This is a genomic window from Amycolatopsis sp. ATCC 39116 (assembly GCF_000231075.2).
GTDB lineage: Bacteria > Actinomycetota > Actinomycetes > Mycobacteriales > Pseudonocardiaceae > Amycolatopsis_E > Amycolatopsis_E tucumanensis.
The window spans coordinates 25,620-42,004 of record NZ_AFWY03000005.1 but is presented as its reverse complement, the minus strand read 5'-3'; the positions used below and the strand labels follow the sequence as shown (position 1 = coordinate 42,004).

Here is a 16,385-nt window from a genome sequence, read left to right as displayed (position 1 = left end):
CCACCTCCGCCGGGTGGCGATCCGCCTGCCGGCTCAGCCGCCGGTGAGCAGCGCCGGGCGGCGCGCCGCCGGGGCGGGGGCCGCCGGGTGGAGGAAGGCTCGTCTGGCGGCGGCGAAACCGTGCCGGTCCTCGAAGATGTCGAGGCTCATCTCCGCGAGTTCCCGCACCCGGTAGGTCTCCAGTGGCCGGCGCTGCTCGTCGGCCTCCCGGTCGGCGCGTTTGCGCTGCAGGAGCGCCTCCGACCCGGCGGCCAGTTCGGCGGCCCGCTCCAGCACCGCGCCGGGGAAGCGTTGCCGGTCGGCCGGCAGGACCTCGTCGACTATGCCGAGTGCCGCCGCCTCGCCCGCGCTGACCGGCTCGCACCGGCTGGTCAGCAGCCGCGACTGCGCCTCCCCGACCCGGCGGGGCAGCACGTACGTCCAGTACTCCGAGCCGTAGAGGCCCATGGTCTCGTAGTGCGGGTTGAGCACGATCCCGTCCCTGGCGAGGACGACGTCGGCGCCGAGCGCGAGCATCACGCCACCCGCGCCGGCGCCACCGGCGAGCGCGGACACCACGACCTGCCCGGTGCAGGTGATGATCTCCCGGCACAGGTCGTTGATCGCGGTGATGTTGCGCCACGTTTCCGCCGCCGGGTTCGGGTGCGCCTCGATCGCACCGAGGTGGATGCCGTTGGCGAACACCTCGCCGCCGGCCAGCACCAGGACCCGGGTGTCCTGGGCGGCCGCGTACCGGAGGGCCGCGGTGAGGCGGCGGCACTGCGCGGTGGACATCGCGCCGTTGTAGAAGTCGAACCGCAGCAGGCCGACGTCGTCCTGCCGCCGGTAGGCGATTTCCCGCGGGCCTGACGGCTGGTCGGTCTCCAATGGCTCCAGCACCTCGGGCACACCCGCGAGAGCGCGCCCGAGGACCTGCGTGGCGGGCAGCTTCACCGACGGGCCGGGGGACAGGCGCCGGGCGTGACCGACCCACACGGCGCCATCGCCGGTGCGGACGAGCACCGCCCCGTGGCGCCGCGCCGCGATCGTCCCCGGCTCGCCGGGCGTGACCGTGCCGGGATGGGCGTCGAACACCGCGACCGGCGCACCGGCCAGCGTCGTGTGCACGCCGGGGCGGCCGTCCGCGGCACGGATGCAGCGCAGGATGTGCCCGGTCTCGTCGTCCCAGGAGAAGCAGCGGTCCGGTTGACGCACGGGCGGCCGGGACCGCCCGACGATGCCGGCCCGGTCGTGGTCCCGCGGCGCGAACCCCGGGTCGCCGGCCTTGGTCACCACCTCGGCGATCAGGTCCACCGCGGCGTCGGCGACCTCGCCGTTGTAGAGGGTGCTCTTGCGCGGCGGCTCGGCGGGCATCGCGAACGTCCGCGACGCCCAGACCGGGCCGGCGTCCAGGTCCCCGGTCGCCTGCAGGGCGGTGACGCCCCACTGGCGCTCACCCTCCATGATCGCCCAGTCCAGGGACGACGGGCCCCGGTCGCCGGGGGGACCGGGGTGGATGATGATCGTGCGGTGGGCGCGCCACACCGCGTCGGGCACCCGGTGGCGCAGGAACGGGCAGACGATGAGGTCCGGCCCGGCGGCCGCGGCCGCGCCGGGGATGGTGTCCGGGTCGTGCACGACGTGCACGGTGACGTGGTGACCGCGGGCCCGGAGCGTGGTCCACGCTCGCTGGCTCAGGCCGTTGAAGGCCGAGCACAGAAGGAGAATTCGCACCGGGCCTCCGCTCGTCAATCGCCCGACGGTACCTGCCGGACCCGCGGCGCGGTACGGCCGACCGGGGAAGACGCGTTCGGCCGACCGGCGCAATCCCTGCCGCCAAGATCGCCACCCCGCGTTACTGCATTGGGGGTGATCTCCGGGCGGCTGCTATGTTGGCACCGTTAGCGTATGCCGTACTCCTACGAAGGTGGATGCGATGGCCATCAGATCCGCGGCGGACCTCGCCGACTTCCTCGTCACCTACACCCGGGACATGGCGTTGTCGGCAGAGGACCCGGGCGCGATCCTCGACCGCTACTTCGCGCCGGACTTCGAGTACTGCAACGACGGGCTGGTCATCGACCGGCAGCGGATGATCGACCATGTGCGGCCGGTGCGCAAGAACGTCGACCGGCCTGCCGGCGGCGACTGGTCCGGAGCCGAGATCCACGACGCGCTCGTCGAAGGCGATCGGATAGCGGCCCGGTGGACGTTGCGAACCAGGCTCCGCAAGGGCAAGACCTTCGCCGCGGAGGTGTACCTGTTCGGCAGGCTCGCTGCGGACGGCCGGATCCAGCGGATCGATCAGGTCACCCGGGATCTGACGGAAGCGGGCTGACTCCGCGGGGGCGACGGGAATCCGCCGCCCCCGCGGTCCCCGGTCCGCGCTAGCCCAACAGTTCGAACACGCTCGAGAAGCCCTGCCCGCCATGGCCGTCAGCGATCCGGCGCGTCATCAGCTCCTTGGTCTCCCGCATGCGGACGGCTTCCACACCGGCCGACTCGCGGTGGCCGATCAGGTCGTCCATCAACGCGGCCTGGACGTCGAGCGGGCCGAGGTCCGGCGGGTACTCGCGGTTCTCGACGGCCTTGGCGATCGAGGTCAGCAGCGGTTGGTAGGCGGTCAGCGAAGCGGCGAAGCGGTCGGCGAACCCGGCCAGGTCGGCGCCTTCGGCCTGCACGAGCTTGAGCGTGTGCAGGAAGCCGAGGAGCAGTTCGTACCCCATGGCGACGTGGGCCAGGAACTCCACGGCCGCCGCCCCGGGGTCCTCGCCGTGGTAGCTGACGGCACCCAGTTCGCGCAGTGCCTCTTCGTGCTCGCCGAACGCGGTGCCGCTGAACAGGAACCGGGCGTTCTGGGTGCCCACGTACGGCGGGTCGCCCATGATCTTGCCGTCGACGTAGCGGGCGCCGCGCTCGTGCGCCCACCGGTCGTTCGCCCTGGCCTGGCCCGGAGATCCGCTTGTGACGTTCACCAGGACCTTGCCCGCGACGGTGTCCTCAATGGACGACAACACGCCGTCCACCGCCGCGCCGTCGAGCAGGCACACCACCACGAGCGGGCTCGCCGCGACGGCTTCCGCCGCCGTCGGGGCCGCGGTGGCTCCGGCCTCGACCAGTGGCGCCGCCTTGCTCGCGGTCCGGTTCCAGATCGTCGTGCGGTACCCGCGCTCCAGGAACACCCTGGCGATCGCCGAGCCCATCTCGCCGAGGCCGAGCACTGTCACCGCATCGGTTTTCGTCGTCATGCCACGACGATGCAACCTCCAGTATGGTCGAGGTCAAGAGATCGCGAAGTGGGGTGTGTTCACGGGGAAATCGCGGTGGAAGGACCTGGTGTGGGCGAGCGGATGCAGATCGGCGAGGTGGCCGAGCGGACCGGACCGTCGCGGCCGGCATCGCGGTGCCGACCGTGGGGACAAGGGCGCGCTGCCCTCTTCGCTGCCGGTCCCGGGCGTGCCGGACGATGATCGGCCAGACGATGATCAACGTCCGGCCCGGTGGCGCGCGCACCCGGCTGTCGGCCGGGGTGTTCCTGATGGTCCTGTGCCTGGTGCTGGAGCCGGTGGTGTCCGACATCGCGATGGCCGCGAACCTCGCGATCGGCGTGGTGGCCGGCTCGATCACCGCGATGGTCGTCTTCGCCCGCCTGGTCGACGTCACCGCCGTTGCCGACTCTGACGGCAGGCACTGAACGACGTCGTCCCAGGGGCCACTACTCTCCTCCCGTGATCGTCGTCCGACGCAGTGCGGATTGGTGGTGGCGCTTCGACGTCACGGTCCGCGACGCGCCGCTCGCGCTGGTGCTGCTCCTGCCGTCGCTGATCCCCGCGCTGCAGAACAACGGCACGCGGCTCGGCGACGTCCCGGACCGTCCCCTGGACGCGCTGGGCGTCGCGGTGGTCGCCCTCGAATGCCTTCCGCTGATCATCCGCAGGCGCCTCCCGGTCGCCTGCCTCGCATTGGTCTCGACGGGGTTCGCGCTCGACCAGTTGCACGGGTACGACACGGTCGCGGGGACCGCGCTGCCGATCGCCCTGATCAGCGCCGGGGCGCACCTGGACCGGTGGCGGTGGACGGCCGCGATCGTGGCCTCGGTGGCCTACGTCCCGCTGGCCATCGCCCTCTCCGGTCCCGAGCCGGCCGAAGGCGTGGCCGGGTTCGTGTCGTTCTACCTGGCGCTGGTTCTGCTGTGGGGTATCGGGAGCAGGCTGCGCCAGTCCCGGGCCGCGGAAGCGGAACGCCGTCTGCACGCCGCCGAGACCGCCCGCCTCGCCGAACGCACCCGGATCGCCCGGGAACTGCACGATGTCGTCACCCACCACGTGACGGCGATGGTCGTGCAGACCGAGGCGGCGCGGTACCTGACCGGTGATCGCCTCGACCAGGCGCTGTCCGCCGTCACCGGTTCCGGCCGGCAGGCCATCACCGATCTGCGGCAGCTGCTCGACGTGCTCGACCCCCAGCACGAGCCGCGGAGCGATGTGCGCGCGCTCGTGGAGCAGGCCCGGCAAGCCGGCCAGCCGGTGGAGTACACCGAGGAAGGCGGCCCGCCCACCGGCGCCGCGGGAGCGACGGCCTACCGCGTCGTGCAAGAGGCGTTGACCAACGCGCTCAAGTACGCCCATGGCAGCCGCACCAGCGTCCTGGTGCGGCACGGGAAGCGGGAGATCACGGTCGAGGTCGCCACCGACAGCGCGGGTTCGCCCACGGCGCCGGTCGGTGGCAGCGGGCGGGGACTGGCCGGGCTCCGCGAACGGGTTGGCGTGCTCGGCGGTGAATTCCGGACCGCGCGGCAGGACGACGGCGGGTTCGTGGTGCAGGCCCGGATTCCGGTCGGCAGCGCGTCATGACTCGCGTCCTGGTGTGTGACGACCAGGCGCTGATCCGCGCCGGGTTCACCACGATCATCGACGCCCAGCCCGATCTCGAGGTGGCCGGTGAGTGCGGCGACGGCCGCACCGCCGTCGACCTCGCCGCCCGGCTGCGGCCGGACGTCGTGGTGATGGACGTGCGGATGCCGGTCCTCGACGGCATCGAGGCGACCCGTCTGCTGGCCGGCGCCGGGGTGGCTCAGCCGGTCAAGGTGCTCGTGGTGACCACGTTCAACCTCGACGAATACGTCTACGAGGCGCTGCGCGCGGGCGCCAGCGGGTTCCTCCTGAAAGACGCGCCGCCGGCGCAGCTGCTGCACGGCATCCGCACGGTCGCGACGGGAGCCGCTTTGGTGGCTCCGGAGGTGACCCGCCGGCTCATCGGCCGGTTCGCCGCGCGGATCCGCCCGCCGCAGGACACCGCCGAGGAGACCCCGCTGACCCCGCGTGAGCTGGAGGTTCTGCGTCTGATCGCCGATGGCCGGTCCAACAGCGAGATCGCCGCGGCGCTGGTGCTCAGCCAGGAGACCGTGAAGACCTACGTTTCGCGGATTCTCACCAAGCTCGACCTGCGGGACCGTGTGCAGGCCGTGGTCTACGCCTTTCGCCACGGCCTGGCGGACTGATCTGTCCCCCGCGCGAGCTACCCGCGAATGTCCACTCCGCGGGGATCTTTCGGACCCCTCCGCACCTCTAGCGTGCGTGGCGCTGATCGAAGATTCCCACTGGAGAACTGAATGTTCCGCAACATCAAGTCAACCGCTGTCGCCGCGCTGCTGTGCGCCCTCGCCGGGCCGGTGCTGGCCGGGTGCGACGAGGCCGCCGAGTCGTCGGACGCCCCGACGTCGGCGGCCGCCGGTCCGGAGCCGATCTCCGGCACGACGAAGATCACCGTCGACGGCCGTTCGGTGAACGTGTCCTGTTCCGGTACCGAGATGGAAGACCGGCCGGTCGTCGTCCTGCTGGCGGGGCTCGGCGATGGTCTGGACAAGCTGGCCGGGTTCCAGCAGACGCTGAGCGCGAAGGGCCGGGTCTGTTCCTACGACCGGCTCGGCGAGGGCGCGAGTGACCAGCCGGGCGGGCCGCAGACGTTCGACAGCGCGGGCCGGATCCTCACCGGGGTGCTGGACCGGGTCGCCGGCGACAGTCCCGTGGTGCTGGCCGGGCACTCGCTGGGCGGGCTGATCGCCGCCCGCTACGCGCCCGCCCACCGCGACCGGGTCGCGGGGCTCGTGCTGATGGACGCCACGCCGTCGACCATCATCGGCGACACCACGGCGGCGATTCCGGAGTCGGCCACCGGCCCGGCGGCCGAGCTGCGCGCGCAGAGCCTGGCGGTCTACGGCGGCGAGAACCCGGAGCTGCTGACCATGCAGGACGGGGAGGTGGGTGACGCCGGGGACATCCCGGTGGAGGTGATCCGGCACGGGCAGCCCTACCTCGGCGCCGTCCCCGAGTACGGCGCCGCGCTGGAGCAGGCGTGGGCCGCGGGGCAGGACAAGTGGCTGAAGCTGTCCAGCGACAGCAACCCGGTCACGGCGCCGGACAGCGGCCACTACATCTACGTCGACCAGCCCGAGGTCGCGGTGCAGGCTATCGAGCGCGTTGCGGCTGATGCCTAGTCTTCTGCGGTGAGGAAGTCGGTGACGAGGGTGCTGGCTTGAGGGCGGCATTCCTCGAAGTAGGCGTGGCGCGCGCCGGGGAAGACGTGCAGGCGGGCGCCGGGGATGCGCTGGGCGAGCAGGGTGGCGTTGGTGGCGGGGGTGAGCCGGTCGTCTTCGCCGTGCAGGACGAGCGTCGGGGCGGTGATCTGGGGGAGGGCGTCCCAGGCGTCGTGCTGGTCGCTGGCCCGCAGGTGGTGTTTGCGGGCGTGCGGGGGCATCGACGGGTCGCCGAGCGTGCGGTACGGGCCGGGGTGGGTCGCCCGCCATCCCGGCGTGTACATCAGGTCGGCCAGCGTCTCGCGGGCGTCCGGGCGCAGCAGGGCGCGGCGCACCTCGGCCGACCGCTCGACGGCGTGCGGTCCGCCCGGGGAGGCGCAGCCGAGCACGAGCCGGCGCACCCGGTGGGGGTGGCGGATCGCCAGCCACTGCGCCACCCGGCCGCCCATCGAGGTGCCGTACACGTCGGCCTGCTCGATGCCGAGCCCGTCCAGCACGGCGATGACGTCGTCGGCGAACAGCGGGGTCGAGTAGGGCACGTCGGGTTTGCCGCTGGCGCCGGTGCCGCGGTAGTCCATCGTGATGGTGGTGCGGGCGAAGTCGGCGCGGGCGGAGTCCCACCAGGTGTGATTGTTGGCCTGCCCGGCGAGCAGCACGAGGGGCGGCCCGCTGCCCCGGCGCTGCACCGCGAGCGGAGTGCCATCCGGCGCGATCACCCGGTCGTCCATACCTCTCCGTTCTCGCTGAATGGTGCCGCCAGTGGTGACCCTACGCACCGCCCACTAGACGTCCGTGAGGCCGGGTGCGTGTGGCGCCAGGGCGTCGATCAGCCCGCTGAGGAGGTCTTCCTTCGTCGAAGGGGTGGTCGCGGCGCCGGAACCGGACGTCAGGCAAGTGGGGAAGCCCGAAAGTCAGGCCGACGGTCACGTCCCCGGCGGCCACGTCGCCGTGAATGGTCAACTCGGGATTCACCGCTTGGAACTCCTGCAGGAAGGCCTGACAGCGAGTACGACAGGTACGACGAGAGCTCCACTTGCCTGCGCAGAGCGTGTTCCGGGCCTGCACCATCCACGGCTGCGTTTCCGGCTCGAAGTTCCAGGGGCGCTTGTCGGCGCGCTGCACGCAGACGAACGCCAGTTCGTCGCCCATGGCGGCCGGGATGTGCTCGGGCAGGTCCAGCCGGCCGTCGGCGGTCACCTCGAACACGACACCTGCACCGTCCGGCAGATCCTGCACCAGCAACCGGTCTTCACCCGGCACGACCCGGCGATTGGGCCAGCCCAGCTTCTCCGGCGCGGCGGCCGACGACGCCCAGGACACGACATCCACCACGCGCCCGTTCGTGCTCATGCTGACCGCGACCGGCTGAAAGCGGTCGACCAGCAGAAAATGCGAACGCAGGCGTGTCACGTACCAGGGGGCGAACGTCCGCCGCCGCGGCGGGGTGAAGCGGGACAGTAGAGAGCCAGGTTCAGCGTTTCCGCTCATCAGCGACAGTGTACGGCTGCCCCGGGGCCGCGGCGCCGCGGCGACGGAGTTGCGGCTGCCTGAGGTGCGGCGGCTCGTAGGCCACGTCCACCGGTCCGAGGTCGGTGCCGGGCGGGACGATCTCGTCGATCCGGTCCAGGAGGTCGTCGCCGAGCTGGGTGCCGGCTCCGGCGAGCAGGTCGTCCAGTTGTTCCTCCGTGCGCGGGCCGATGATCGCCGAGGTGACCGCGGGGTGGGCCGTGGTGAACGCCATCGCCATGTGCCGCAACGGGATTCCGGCCTGGCCGGCGATGGGGAGGAGGGCTTCGACGGCGTCGATCTTGCGTTCGTCGGTCATGTGCCTGGGCACCCAGTGCATCCGGCCTGCCGAAACCTCCGCTGTACCGTTCTTGCGGTACCGGCCGGTGAGCAGTCCCATCGACAAGGGGCTCCAGACGAGGACACCCATCTCGTAGCGCCGGCACACCGGCAGGATCTCGTTCTCCACACCGCGGTTGAGGATGGAGTAGTGCAGCTGCTCGGTGCGGAACCGGGCCAGCCCCCGCCGCTGCGCCACCCATTGGGCTTCGACGATCTCCGAGGCCGGCAGGTTGGAGTGGCCGATCGCCCGCACCTTGCCCGCCCGCAGCAGATCGGTCAGCGCGCTCATCGGCTCCTCGATGTCGGTGCCGGGCTCGGGGTGGTGGAGCTGGTAGAGGTCGAGGTGGTCGACGCCGAGCCGGCGCAACGACCCTTCGACGGCCGAGATGATCCAGCGGCGGGAGTTGCCACGCTGGTTCGCGCCGGGGCCCATCGCCCCGTTGCCCTTGGTGGCGAGGACGACGTCGTCGCGACGGCCGCGCAGGGCCTTCCCGACGATCCGCTCGGTTTCGCCGTCGCCGTAGACGTCGGCGGTGTCGATGGTGTTGATGCCGCCGTCGAGCGCGCGGTGGACGATGCGGACGCACGCTTCGGGGTCGGGGTTGCCGTACGGGCCGAACATCATCGTGCCCAGGGTGTAGGTGCTGACCTGGATGCCGGTGCGGCCGAGGGGACGGGTCTGCAAAGAGCTTCTCCTTCAGGTCGCGGGGAACGGCCGGACCGGCCGTCCCCCGCGGCGAGCGGGTGGTGAGTCAGGCGTGCGCGGTCGCGACGTCGATGATCCAGGTGACGCCGAACCGGTCGGTCAGCATGCCGAAGGCGGGCGCCCACTGGGAGGGCCCGAATTCTTCGACGATCGCGGCGCCTTCGGCGAGGCCCTTCCACACGGGCGAGACCTCGTCGACGGTCTCGCCGCGGACGGACAGGAAAAAGCGCTCCGTGGTGAGGGTGGTGCCGTTTTCGCGTCGGGTGGCCGGGGTGGCCGGAACGGCGGGCCCGTCGGTGCCGGGCACGTCGTAGGCCATCACCCGGAAGCCGTTGTCGGCGGTGAGCTGGCCGAAGACGACCTTGGTGGCATCGGGCAGCCCGGCGGGCATGCCGAAGTCGCCGTAGGTGACGACGGTGGTCTGTCCACCGAAGACCGACTGATAGAACTCCAGTGCGGCGCGGGCCTGGCCGGTGAAGTTCAGGTGGGCGACAGCGTTGAGCGACATGGCTTTTCCGGTCCTTTGTGAGTGGTTCTCGTCGTCGGGAGTTTCCGGCGACGAGAACCACTGTCTCAGCGGTAGCGGCCAGGGATCGTCCTCTTCTGGTGGCATCATCGAATTCATGCCGACCGCTTCCGCGGCGGCGACCTCGGGTCGCCTCCTTTCGCTGCTGTCCCTGCTGCAGGTCCGCCGGGACTGGCCGGGCGCTCTGCTCGCCGGCCGCCTGGGCGTCAGCGAACGGACCGTGCGCCGCGACGTCGACCGGTTGCGTGAACTCGGTTACCCCGTCAAGGCGATCAAGGGGCCCGAAGGCGGTTACCGGCTCGAAGGCGGTAGTCAGATGCCGCCGTTGCTGTTCGACGAGGAGCAGGCGGTGGCGCTCGCGGTGGCGCTGCGGATCGCCGTCGGGACCGGCGCCGGCATCGAGGAGGCCGCGGCCCGTGCGCTCGCCACCGTGCGCCAGGTGATGCCCGCGCGTCTGCGGCAGCGCGCCGACCTGCTCGAGATCACCCCGGCCGGGAGCCCCACCCAGGTCGGCACGGACGTGCTGCTCGCGCTGAGCTCGGCGATCCGGGCGACCGAGGAGGTGCGGTTCGACTACGCGTCGCCGTCCCGCGTGGCCGAGTCGCGTCCGGTGCGGCGGGTGCAGCCGCACCACCTGGTCGTGCGGAACGGACGGTGGTACCTGGTCGGCTGGGACGCCGCGCGTGCGGACTGGCGGATCTACCGGGCCGACCGGATGGAGTTGCGCGTGCCGAACGGGCCGCGGTTCACCCCGCAGAAGGTTCCCGGCGGTGACGTCGCGACGTTCCTCGCCGCCCGGTTCAAGGGCTCCGCCACCGCCGACGTGTGGCCGTGCCGGGGTGCGGTGATCCTCGACCTGCCCGTCGCCGACGTGGCACCGTTCGCCGGTGACGGCGTCGTCGAGGAGGTCGCGCCGGGACGGACCAGGCTGCTGAGCGGAGCGTGGTCCTGGGCCGCGCTCGCGGCCGGGCTGGCGCGGTTCGACGCCGAGATCGAGGTGATCGGCCCACCGCAGCTGCGTGCGGCGTTCGCCGACCTGGCGGCGCGTGCCGCCCGCGCATCCGGCGACCGCGAACGGACACCGGACTGAGCGCGACCGGCTGAAAGCGGTCGACCAGCAGAACGTGTCTCCATCCGGAGCCGCGGGTGTTCTCAGCGGGCACCCGCAACGGCGCGACTCCTTTGGCGGGCGCCGGTGCGGGCGGCGAATGAGCCGGTTCAGGCGCTCCAGTGCTTTCCTGGTCCAGGCGCGGCACCGGGCCGGCGTCACCAGCTCCTCGCGGACGGGGTCCGCCGTGTGCACCTGATCGGGTTGCCGGCGGCGGTCACGACGTCAGTGCTGGAACGCGTTGGAGCTTGCCCTGGCGAGCCTTCCGGATGCCCGCCAGCGAGCCGACCAGGAGCGCGGCGGACAGCACGGCGATGACGGGTGCGATCCAGTCGATGGCAGCGGCGAGTCCCAGCGCCGTCGCCAGCGCGCCCGCGCCCACCGCCACCACAGTCTGAAGGAGATACGCGATCAGGTACACCAGCGAGAACGTTCGTGCGCGGTGCGAGGGTGGCGACTCCTTCGCGGCGAGGCTGATCCCGCCGCTGAACGAGAACGAGTACCCGGCGCCGGAGATCACGCACCAGAGAAGGAACTGGACGAAGGAGCCGGTCGCGGCGGTCACGACCATGGGGATCAGGCCGATGAGCGAGACCACGGCACCGATCAGGGTCGCGACCACCGACGGAACACGGCCGATCAGCAACGCCGTCGTCCCGATCACCGCGCTCGACAGCCCGAGCAGCAGCCCCGTGATGAACAGGTCGCCAGTTCCGGCGAGCTGGCGGGCCATTTGCGCACCAAGGGACATGAACACCGCGCCGACGGCATAGGCGACAACGACCCCGAGAGTGGCCGTCGTGACCGCGCCCAGGGTTCCGGGAGCCGCCCGGGGCAGTTCGGGCAGGAACCGGGAGCCCGCGGGCCGGTCGTCCGGTGTGCAGTACACGAGCAGGAAGGAAAGGAGTGCGACGACGGCGAGCACGACGTGGGCGAGCACCAGCGGCCACGGCAGCAGCTGGGCGAGTGCGCCGCCGACCACGAGTGAGAGGGTCAGCCCGCCCGAGGTGGACAGTGTCGTCACCGCTCCAGCAGCGCGCGGGCTGGTGAACACCGTGTTCTCCACGAGCGAGGCGCTGGCGGCGGAGAAGGCGAACCCCACGCCGATTCCCTGCACGGCCCGTCCGGCGAAGAGGACTCCGACGTTCGTCGCGATCGCGAAGAGCCCGGCGCCGAGGCCGATGAGCACAATGCCGATCAGCATCGCCCGGCGACGTCCGATCACATCGGACAGTCCTCCCGCGAAGAGCAGCATGAGGAGCAGGGTGAGGGGATACGTCGCGAACACCGACGTGGTGACCACCGAGGGCAGCCCCCAATCTGCGGCGTAAACCGGGTAGAGCACGCTGGGTGCGCCGCTGGCCCACAGGCAGAGGGCGAGAACGGCAGCCGCGGACCAGAACGTCCCGCGGCGGGAGAACGTCGGCCTGCTCAAATCTGTTCCCCGCCGTGCTCGGCTCCGGGGCGCGACTGTGCGTGCACCCACTTCCGATCAGATGACATCAGTGTTTCCTCCTTTGTCGGGTGGTACCGATGATGTCCCTGCCGGCATTCCGTTCGCCTGAGTCGAACGACTCCACCTTGCTTGTCTCGAGTAGACCTTCGTGCGCGAATAGGGCCGAATTCACGTGGTGGTGCTGCGGTTCCCCGTCCACACTGACGATCGCGGTCTTCCGGCCGCAGCACTCGACCGAAGGTGAGCAAGCGTTGTCACACCACCTTGATTCGCCCGCCGCCCGCCAGGACGTTCGCCTCGACATCACCGATTTGTACGTTTTCCGCGGGGTTATCGGTACGGCTTTCGTTCTCAACGTGTCGCACTCGCTGAACGGGCCGGCGATCCCCGGATTCCATCCGGAAGGGATGTACGAGCTGAAGATCGACCTGGACGGCGACGCGGTCGAGGAGATCACCTATCGCTTCACATTCGGGGAGCAGGACGGCACCGGCGGGCAGCACTACACGGTGCGCCGGATCGCGGGAACCGACGCCGCGGACGCATTCGCGGTCGGCATCCTGGCCGGCGAGGGTGGCACCGGCGAGAGGTTGCCCGGACGGAACGGCGAGCGGATCTGGGCAGGAAAGGCCGGTGACCCGTTCTGGATCGAACCGACCGTGCTGCGCGCTGTCGGCCGCGCGGTGCAGTACGGCACGACGATCACGGTCGACGGCTGGGCTCCCCGGACGGCGGTCAACGCCTGTGCCGGTCGCACGGTGTACTCGATCGTGCTCGAGCTGCCGGACGGTGAGCTTCCGGTGTCCCGCCGGATCGGTGTCTGGGCTCTCTCGAGCCTGCGCACGGACGCCGGTGGCTGGCAGTCGATCAACCGCGCCGGTTTGCCCATGATCCATCCCCTTTTCGCCCAGTTCGACGAGCGGCTCGGTGGCGACATGAACACCGGTCGTCCGAGGGACGACCGAGCGATGTTCGGCAGTGCTCTGGTCAAGAAGATCACCGGGATCGTGGCGGCACACGGCACGTCGGAAGACCCGGACGGGTACGCGCGGCGGCTGGTGAGCCGCCTCCTGCCGAACGTCCTGCCCTACTTCGTCGGTACGCCCGCTTCCTTCGGATTCGCCGAGTGGAACGGTCGCGCCCTGACCGACAACGCTCCCGACGTGATGTTCTCGATCGCGGCCAACACGCCGGTCGCCCTCGGTATCGGGAAGGAATCGGTCGTCGAGCCTCCGTCGGCCTCGTTCCCGTACGTTCCTGCTGTTCCCGCCGTCGGCTGACCCGCCTCGCGGGGGTGTCCCAACGGGACCGGCCGGCGGGATCGGGCTGTGGAACGGGTTGCGCGGCAGCCGCCGCGCAACCCGTTCCGATCAGCCTGCCGGAGCCGTTTCCCGGTCGTCGATGCGCTCGAGCGCATCTCGCAGAGCGGCGCGCGTCGAGATTCCGAGCTTGGGGAAGGTGCGGTAAAGGTGGCCACCCACGGTGCGGGGGGAGAGGTACAGCCGCCGCGCGATCTCCTTGTTGCTGAAGCCGGCTGCGGCGAGTTCGGCGATCGCTCTTTCCTGCGCGGTCAGTGCCTTCTCCGGCGCGGTGACGGGCACTTTCGTCTCCGGGTCGCGGGCAGCCCGCAGCTCTTGTCTCGTCCGCGCCGCCCACGGTTCGGCGCCGAGGCGTTCGAAAGTCTCGAGGGCGAAGTGCAGGACTTCTCTCGCTCGCACGAACCGCAGGTTCCGGCGCAGCCGCTCCCCGTAGGCGAGCTGGACACGGGCGAGGTCGAAGGGGAATCTGCCGGCATCGTCGACAGCGAGGGCTTCCTCGAAGAGCTGTTCGCCGTCGGCGCCCTCGGCGACCAACGCCCGCGCACCGAGGGCGATGACCGCCATGCGCGGCGAGAGGGCGCCGATGTCGTTCGCGACTATCGCTGCGACGTGGGCGCGGGCCGCGTCCTCGCGTCCTGTCCGGAGGGCGGACTCGACGAGGTCGAACGCCACCCACATCGCGATCGGCCGGTGCGGCGCGAAGGTTCCGGCGGCACTCAGCGTGCTCGCATGGCGGAACGCGGACTCCCAGTCGCCCGCCCCGATGGCAGCCAGCGTCCGGGGGTGTGCGCCGTACTGCGCGGGAGTGGCGGCCTTGCGGGAGGCGGCCAGACGGCTGAGCTCGGTAGTCCGCTCGTGCGTGGTGGCGGGCTCGCCCCGGACGGCGGCCAGCAATGCCTTGTTGTAGAGGAAGTACCACGCGAGGAAGTCGTAGCCGTGGGCGCGGCACCGGTCGATGCCTTCGTCGGCCAGTCGCTCGGCTGCGTCCCACCGGCCGGAGGCGAAGTCGTCGAGGCAGAGAAGCATCAGGGCGCCCAGACTCGATCGCACCGCGTTGCCCTGACGGCCGCCTTCGACCAGCCGCCACGCCACTCCCCGGCACCCGGTCAGCATGTCGAGGTAGATGGCCGAGGTCATCACGCGGACGATCTGCGTGGGCTCGTATTCGTCGATGTTGCGTTCGACGAGCTGCGCCACCTGGGGCCGGATCGCCGGACCGTGCCGGACGGGGTCGGCGAATGCCAGGCTCAGCATCCGGAGCAGAGGCGGAACGCGGTCCCCGAGCCGCGCGAGTGCCCGGTGGAACGAGGTCCAGTAATCCTCCCGCCCGGCCCACCAGCTCAGGTAAAGCAGAGTCGTCAGCGCTTCACCGTGTTCGTCACCGGGAGCGTCGGAGGAAGCCGACTCGATCGCTCCGAGGAGGAGCCGGAACGCGGTGTCCACGTCGCCCTCACGGTTGACCGTGATGTAGGCGGCCGCGGCGGCCGCGTGAAGCGAGTTCGTCACCCGCGGGTTCAGACGCCGTGCCTCGTCGAGGAGGCGGGCGGCATCGTCCAGGTCACCGGTGACCTGCGCGGCGAGCGATGCCGCCTCGGCGAGCCGTCGGGCCGCGGACGAACCGAGCGGGCTCAACCGCGCGGCGCGGATGAGCAGCGTGACGGCCATCGGCGCGTCGCCTCGGGCGAGAAAGGCGTGTGCTGCCGCTTCGAGGCGCGCGGCGACGTCCTCATCCGGGGTGATCGTCGCCTCGGACAGGTGCCACGCCTGTCGTGCCGGATCGTCGTCCAGCCGGTCCGCGATCGCCGCGTGCGCGCGCCGCAGATCCGCCGGCGCGGCGGACCCGACGACCGCGGACCGGATGAGGGGATGGCTGAACGCCACCGTCATGGCTCTTCGATCCACGGCGATGAGGTCCGCCGCCTCCGCGGGTGCGAGGTCATCGACTGTCAACCCGTCGTGCAGGAGGTGCCGGAGATCCGCGCGGCCGTCCACCGCGACTCGGAGCAGCGCTTGCCGTGCCTGCTCGGGGAGCGTGGCGGTCCGGACGGCGAAGGCGCGTTCCAACTTGGTCGTCAGTGGCAGCACCGCGGGCAGGTGGCCCAGGGGATCCGCCAGGTCGGAGACCGACCGGGCGAGCTCCAGGAGTGCGAGCGGGTTGCCGTCGGCCTCCGACAGCACCCGTTGCTCCAGCCGCGGCGGAAGGGGCGGACGACGACGAGAAAGCAGTTCTCGCGCGTGGTCCGGCGACAACCGCCCGATGTGCACCACGGGGATGCCACTGCGTGCCAAGACGTGGGCCGACCGGGACGCGGCAAGCACGCCGACGGACGTGCCCCGTACTCGCCGGGCGAGGAAACCGATGGCGGTGATGGTGGCCTGGTCGAGCCACTGGAGGTCGTCGACGCACAACAGGACCGGCCTGGTCCGGGCCGCCAGGGAGACCAGTTCGAAGACCGCGTTGAACACCATCAGCTGTCGCGGAGCGGGTCCCTCTTGCCGCCCGAGCGCCACCCCCAGCGCTTCCCGCAGCGGAGGCGCACAATCGTCCGCCACATCCCGGAGCGGCAGGAGCAGTGCGTGGAGCCCCGCGTAGCCGATCTCCGCTTCGAACTCGGCGCCGGTCACCCGGAGTGTCCGCATCCCGGCTTCCTCGGCGTACGCGCAGGCGGTCTTGAGGAGCGCGGTCTTCCCGATGCCCGCCTCGCCCACGATCGCCCGTGCCTCGCCATCCTGGGCGCTGCGCCGGACGAAGTCGCGGAGACCGTTCAGGAGCGCGTCGCGGCCGATGAGGCCGGACGGCGTGTCAGCACCGGAAGCGCTCATCTCCTGTACCTCCGGGTGGTTGCGGGTGCGTCGAACCCGGTTCACTCCTGAATCCGGATCCAGGATTCAGATGGACTATAGTTGC

At 71.1% G+C, this 16,385-nt stretch carries 15 protein-coding genes; 7 read left to right on the top strand and 8 right to left on the bottom strand.

All coding sequences use genetic code 11. The features are described from left to right. Positions 1–33: 33 nt before the first annotated feature. Positions 34–1,713, bottom strand: a complete 1,680-nt coding sequence (locus tag AMY39116_RS42400; RefSeq protein ID WP_020417132.1) for an enoyl-CoA hydratase-related protein — start codon at positions 1,711–1,713, stop codon at positions 34–36. 202 nt (positions 1,714–1,915) lie between these two features. On the opposite strand from AMY39116_RS42400, the gene AMY39116_RS0307810 reads away from it, so the two are divergent. Then, on the top strand, positions 1,916–2,317 hold the full coding sequence (locus AMY39116_RS0307810; protein WP_020417131.1) for a nuclear transport factor 2 family protein: 402 nt from the start codon (positions 1,916–1,918) through the stop codon (positions 2,315–2,317). A gap of 49 nt (positions 2,318–2,366) precedes the next feature. Here the strand turns inward: AMY39116_RS0307810 and AMY39116_RS0307805 are convergent, their stop codons facing one another. Continuing rightward, positions 2,367–3,227 (bottom strand): NAD(P)-dependent oxidoreductase, encoded by an 861-nt coding sequence (locus AMY39116_RS0307805; protein ID WP_020417130.1) that lies wholly within the window; start codon positions 3,225–3,227, stop codon positions 2,367–2,369. A gap of 218 nt (positions 3,228–3,445) precedes the next feature. Here AMY39116_RS0307805 and AMY39116_RS0307800 point away from each other — a divergent pair, with 218 nt between their 5' ends. The 4 genes from AMY39116_RS0307800 (at position 3,446) to AMY39116_RS0307785 (ending at position 6,475) form a co-directional block, all read left to right on the top strand. Continuing rightward, positions 3,446–3,673 carry a hypothetical protein gene (locus tag AMY39116_RS0307800; protein ID WP_020417129.1) on the top strand — a complete coding sequence of 76 codons (228 nt, stop codon included), beginning with the start codon at positions 3,446–3,448 and terminating at the stop codon, positions 3,671–3,673. Between the two features lie 34 nt (positions 3,674–3,707). Further along, positions 3,708–4,832 (top strand): sensor histidine kinase, encoded by a 1,125-nt coding sequence (locus AMY39116_RS0307795; RefSeq protein WP_020417128.1) that lies wholly within the window; start codon positions 3,708–3,710, stop codon positions 4,830–4,832. Continuing rightward, a complete protein-coding gene (locus AMY39116_RS0307790; RefSeq protein WP_020417127.1) occupies positions 4,829–5,479 on the top strand; it encodes a response regulator transcription factor in 651 nt (216 codons plus the stop codon). The genes AMY39116_RS0307795 and AMY39116_RS0307790 overlap by 4 nt, the downstream gene beginning before the upstream one ends. A gap of 111 nt (positions 5,480–5,590) precedes the next feature. Next, positions 5,591–6,475 (top strand): alpha/beta fold hydrolase, encoded by an 885-nt coding sequence (locus tag AMY39116_RS0307785; protein ID WP_020417126.1) that lies wholly within the window; start codon positions 5,591–5,593, stop codon positions 6,473–6,475. Here the strand turns inward: AMY39116_RS0307785 and AMY39116_RS0307780 are convergent. The 4 genes from AMY39116_RS0307780 to AMY39116_RS0307765 all read right to left on the bottom strand — a co-directional run bounded on the left by AMY39116_RS0307780 (position 6,472) and on the right by AMY39116_RS0307765 (position 9,576). Next, the gene (locus AMY39116_RS0307780) at positions 6,472–7,242 is read right to left on the bottom strand and encodes an alpha/beta fold hydrolase (RefSeq protein WP_020417125.1); all 771 of its coding nucleotides are present in this window, start codon (positions 7,240–7,242) and stop codon (positions 6,472–6,474) included. The two genes, AMY39116_RS0307785 and AMY39116_RS0307780, sit on opposite strands and share 4 nt — an antisense overlap. A gap of 40 nt (positions 7,243–7,282) precedes the next feature. After that, positions 7,283–8,002, bottom strand: a complete 720-nt coding sequence (locus AMY39116_RS0307775; RefSeq protein ID WP_157358474.1) for a hypothetical protein — start codon at positions 8,000–8,002, stop codon at positions 7,283–7,285. Continuing rightward, positions 7,986–9,047, bottom strand: a complete 1,062-nt coding sequence (locus AMY39116_RS0307770) for an aldo/keto reductase (RefSeq protein WP_020417123.1) — start codon at positions 9,045–9,047, stop codon at positions 7,986–7,988. The genes AMY39116_RS0307775 and AMY39116_RS0307770 overlap by 17 nt, the downstream gene beginning before the upstream one ends. 67 nt (positions 9,048–9,114) lie before the next feature. Continuing rightward, entirely contained in the window at positions 9,115–9,576 is a 462-nt protein-coding gene (locus tag AMY39116_RS0307765) for a VOC family protein (RefSeq protein ID WP_020417122.1), read from the bottom strand. Positions 9,577–9,691: 115 nt separating this feature from the next. Here AMY39116_RS0307765 and AMY39116_RS0307760 point away from each other — a divergent pair, with 115 nt between their 5' ends. Continuing rightward, positions 9,692–10,684, top strand: a complete 993-nt coding sequence (locus AMY39116_RS0307760; RefSeq protein ID WP_020417121.1) for a YafY family protein — start codon at positions 9,692–9,694, stop codon at positions 10,682–10,684. Positions 10,685–10,919: 235 nt separating this feature from the next. Here AMY39116_RS0307760 and AMY39116_RS0307755 read toward each other — a convergent pair whose 3' ends face one another. Next, positions 10,920–12,137 carry an MFS transporter gene (locus AMY39116_RS0307755; RefSeq protein ID WP_027935738.1) on the bottom strand — a complete coding sequence of 406 codons (1,218 nt, stop codon included), beginning with the start codon at positions 12,135–12,137 and terminating at the stop codon, positions 10,920–10,922. Between the two features lie 98 nt (positions 12,138–12,235). On the opposite strand from AMY39116_RS0307755, the gene AMY39116_RS0307750 reads away from it, so the two are divergent. Next, positions 12,236–13,438, top strand: coding sequence for a DUF4331 family protein (locus tag AMY39116_RS0307750; RefSeq protein ID WP_235716079.1), 1,203 nt, complete (start codon positions 12,236–12,238; stop codon positions 13,436–13,438). Between the two features lie 90 nt (positions 13,439–13,528). Here AMY39116_RS0307750 and AMY39116_RS0307745 read toward each other — a convergent pair whose 3' ends face one another. Next, positions 13,529–16,300 (bottom strand): LuxR family transcriptional regulator, encoded by a 2,772-nt coding sequence (locus AMY39116_RS0307745; protein ID WP_020417118.1) that lies wholly within the window; start codon positions 16,298–16,300, stop codon positions 13,529–13,531. Between the last annotated feature and the right edge of the window lie 85 nt (positions 16,301–16,385).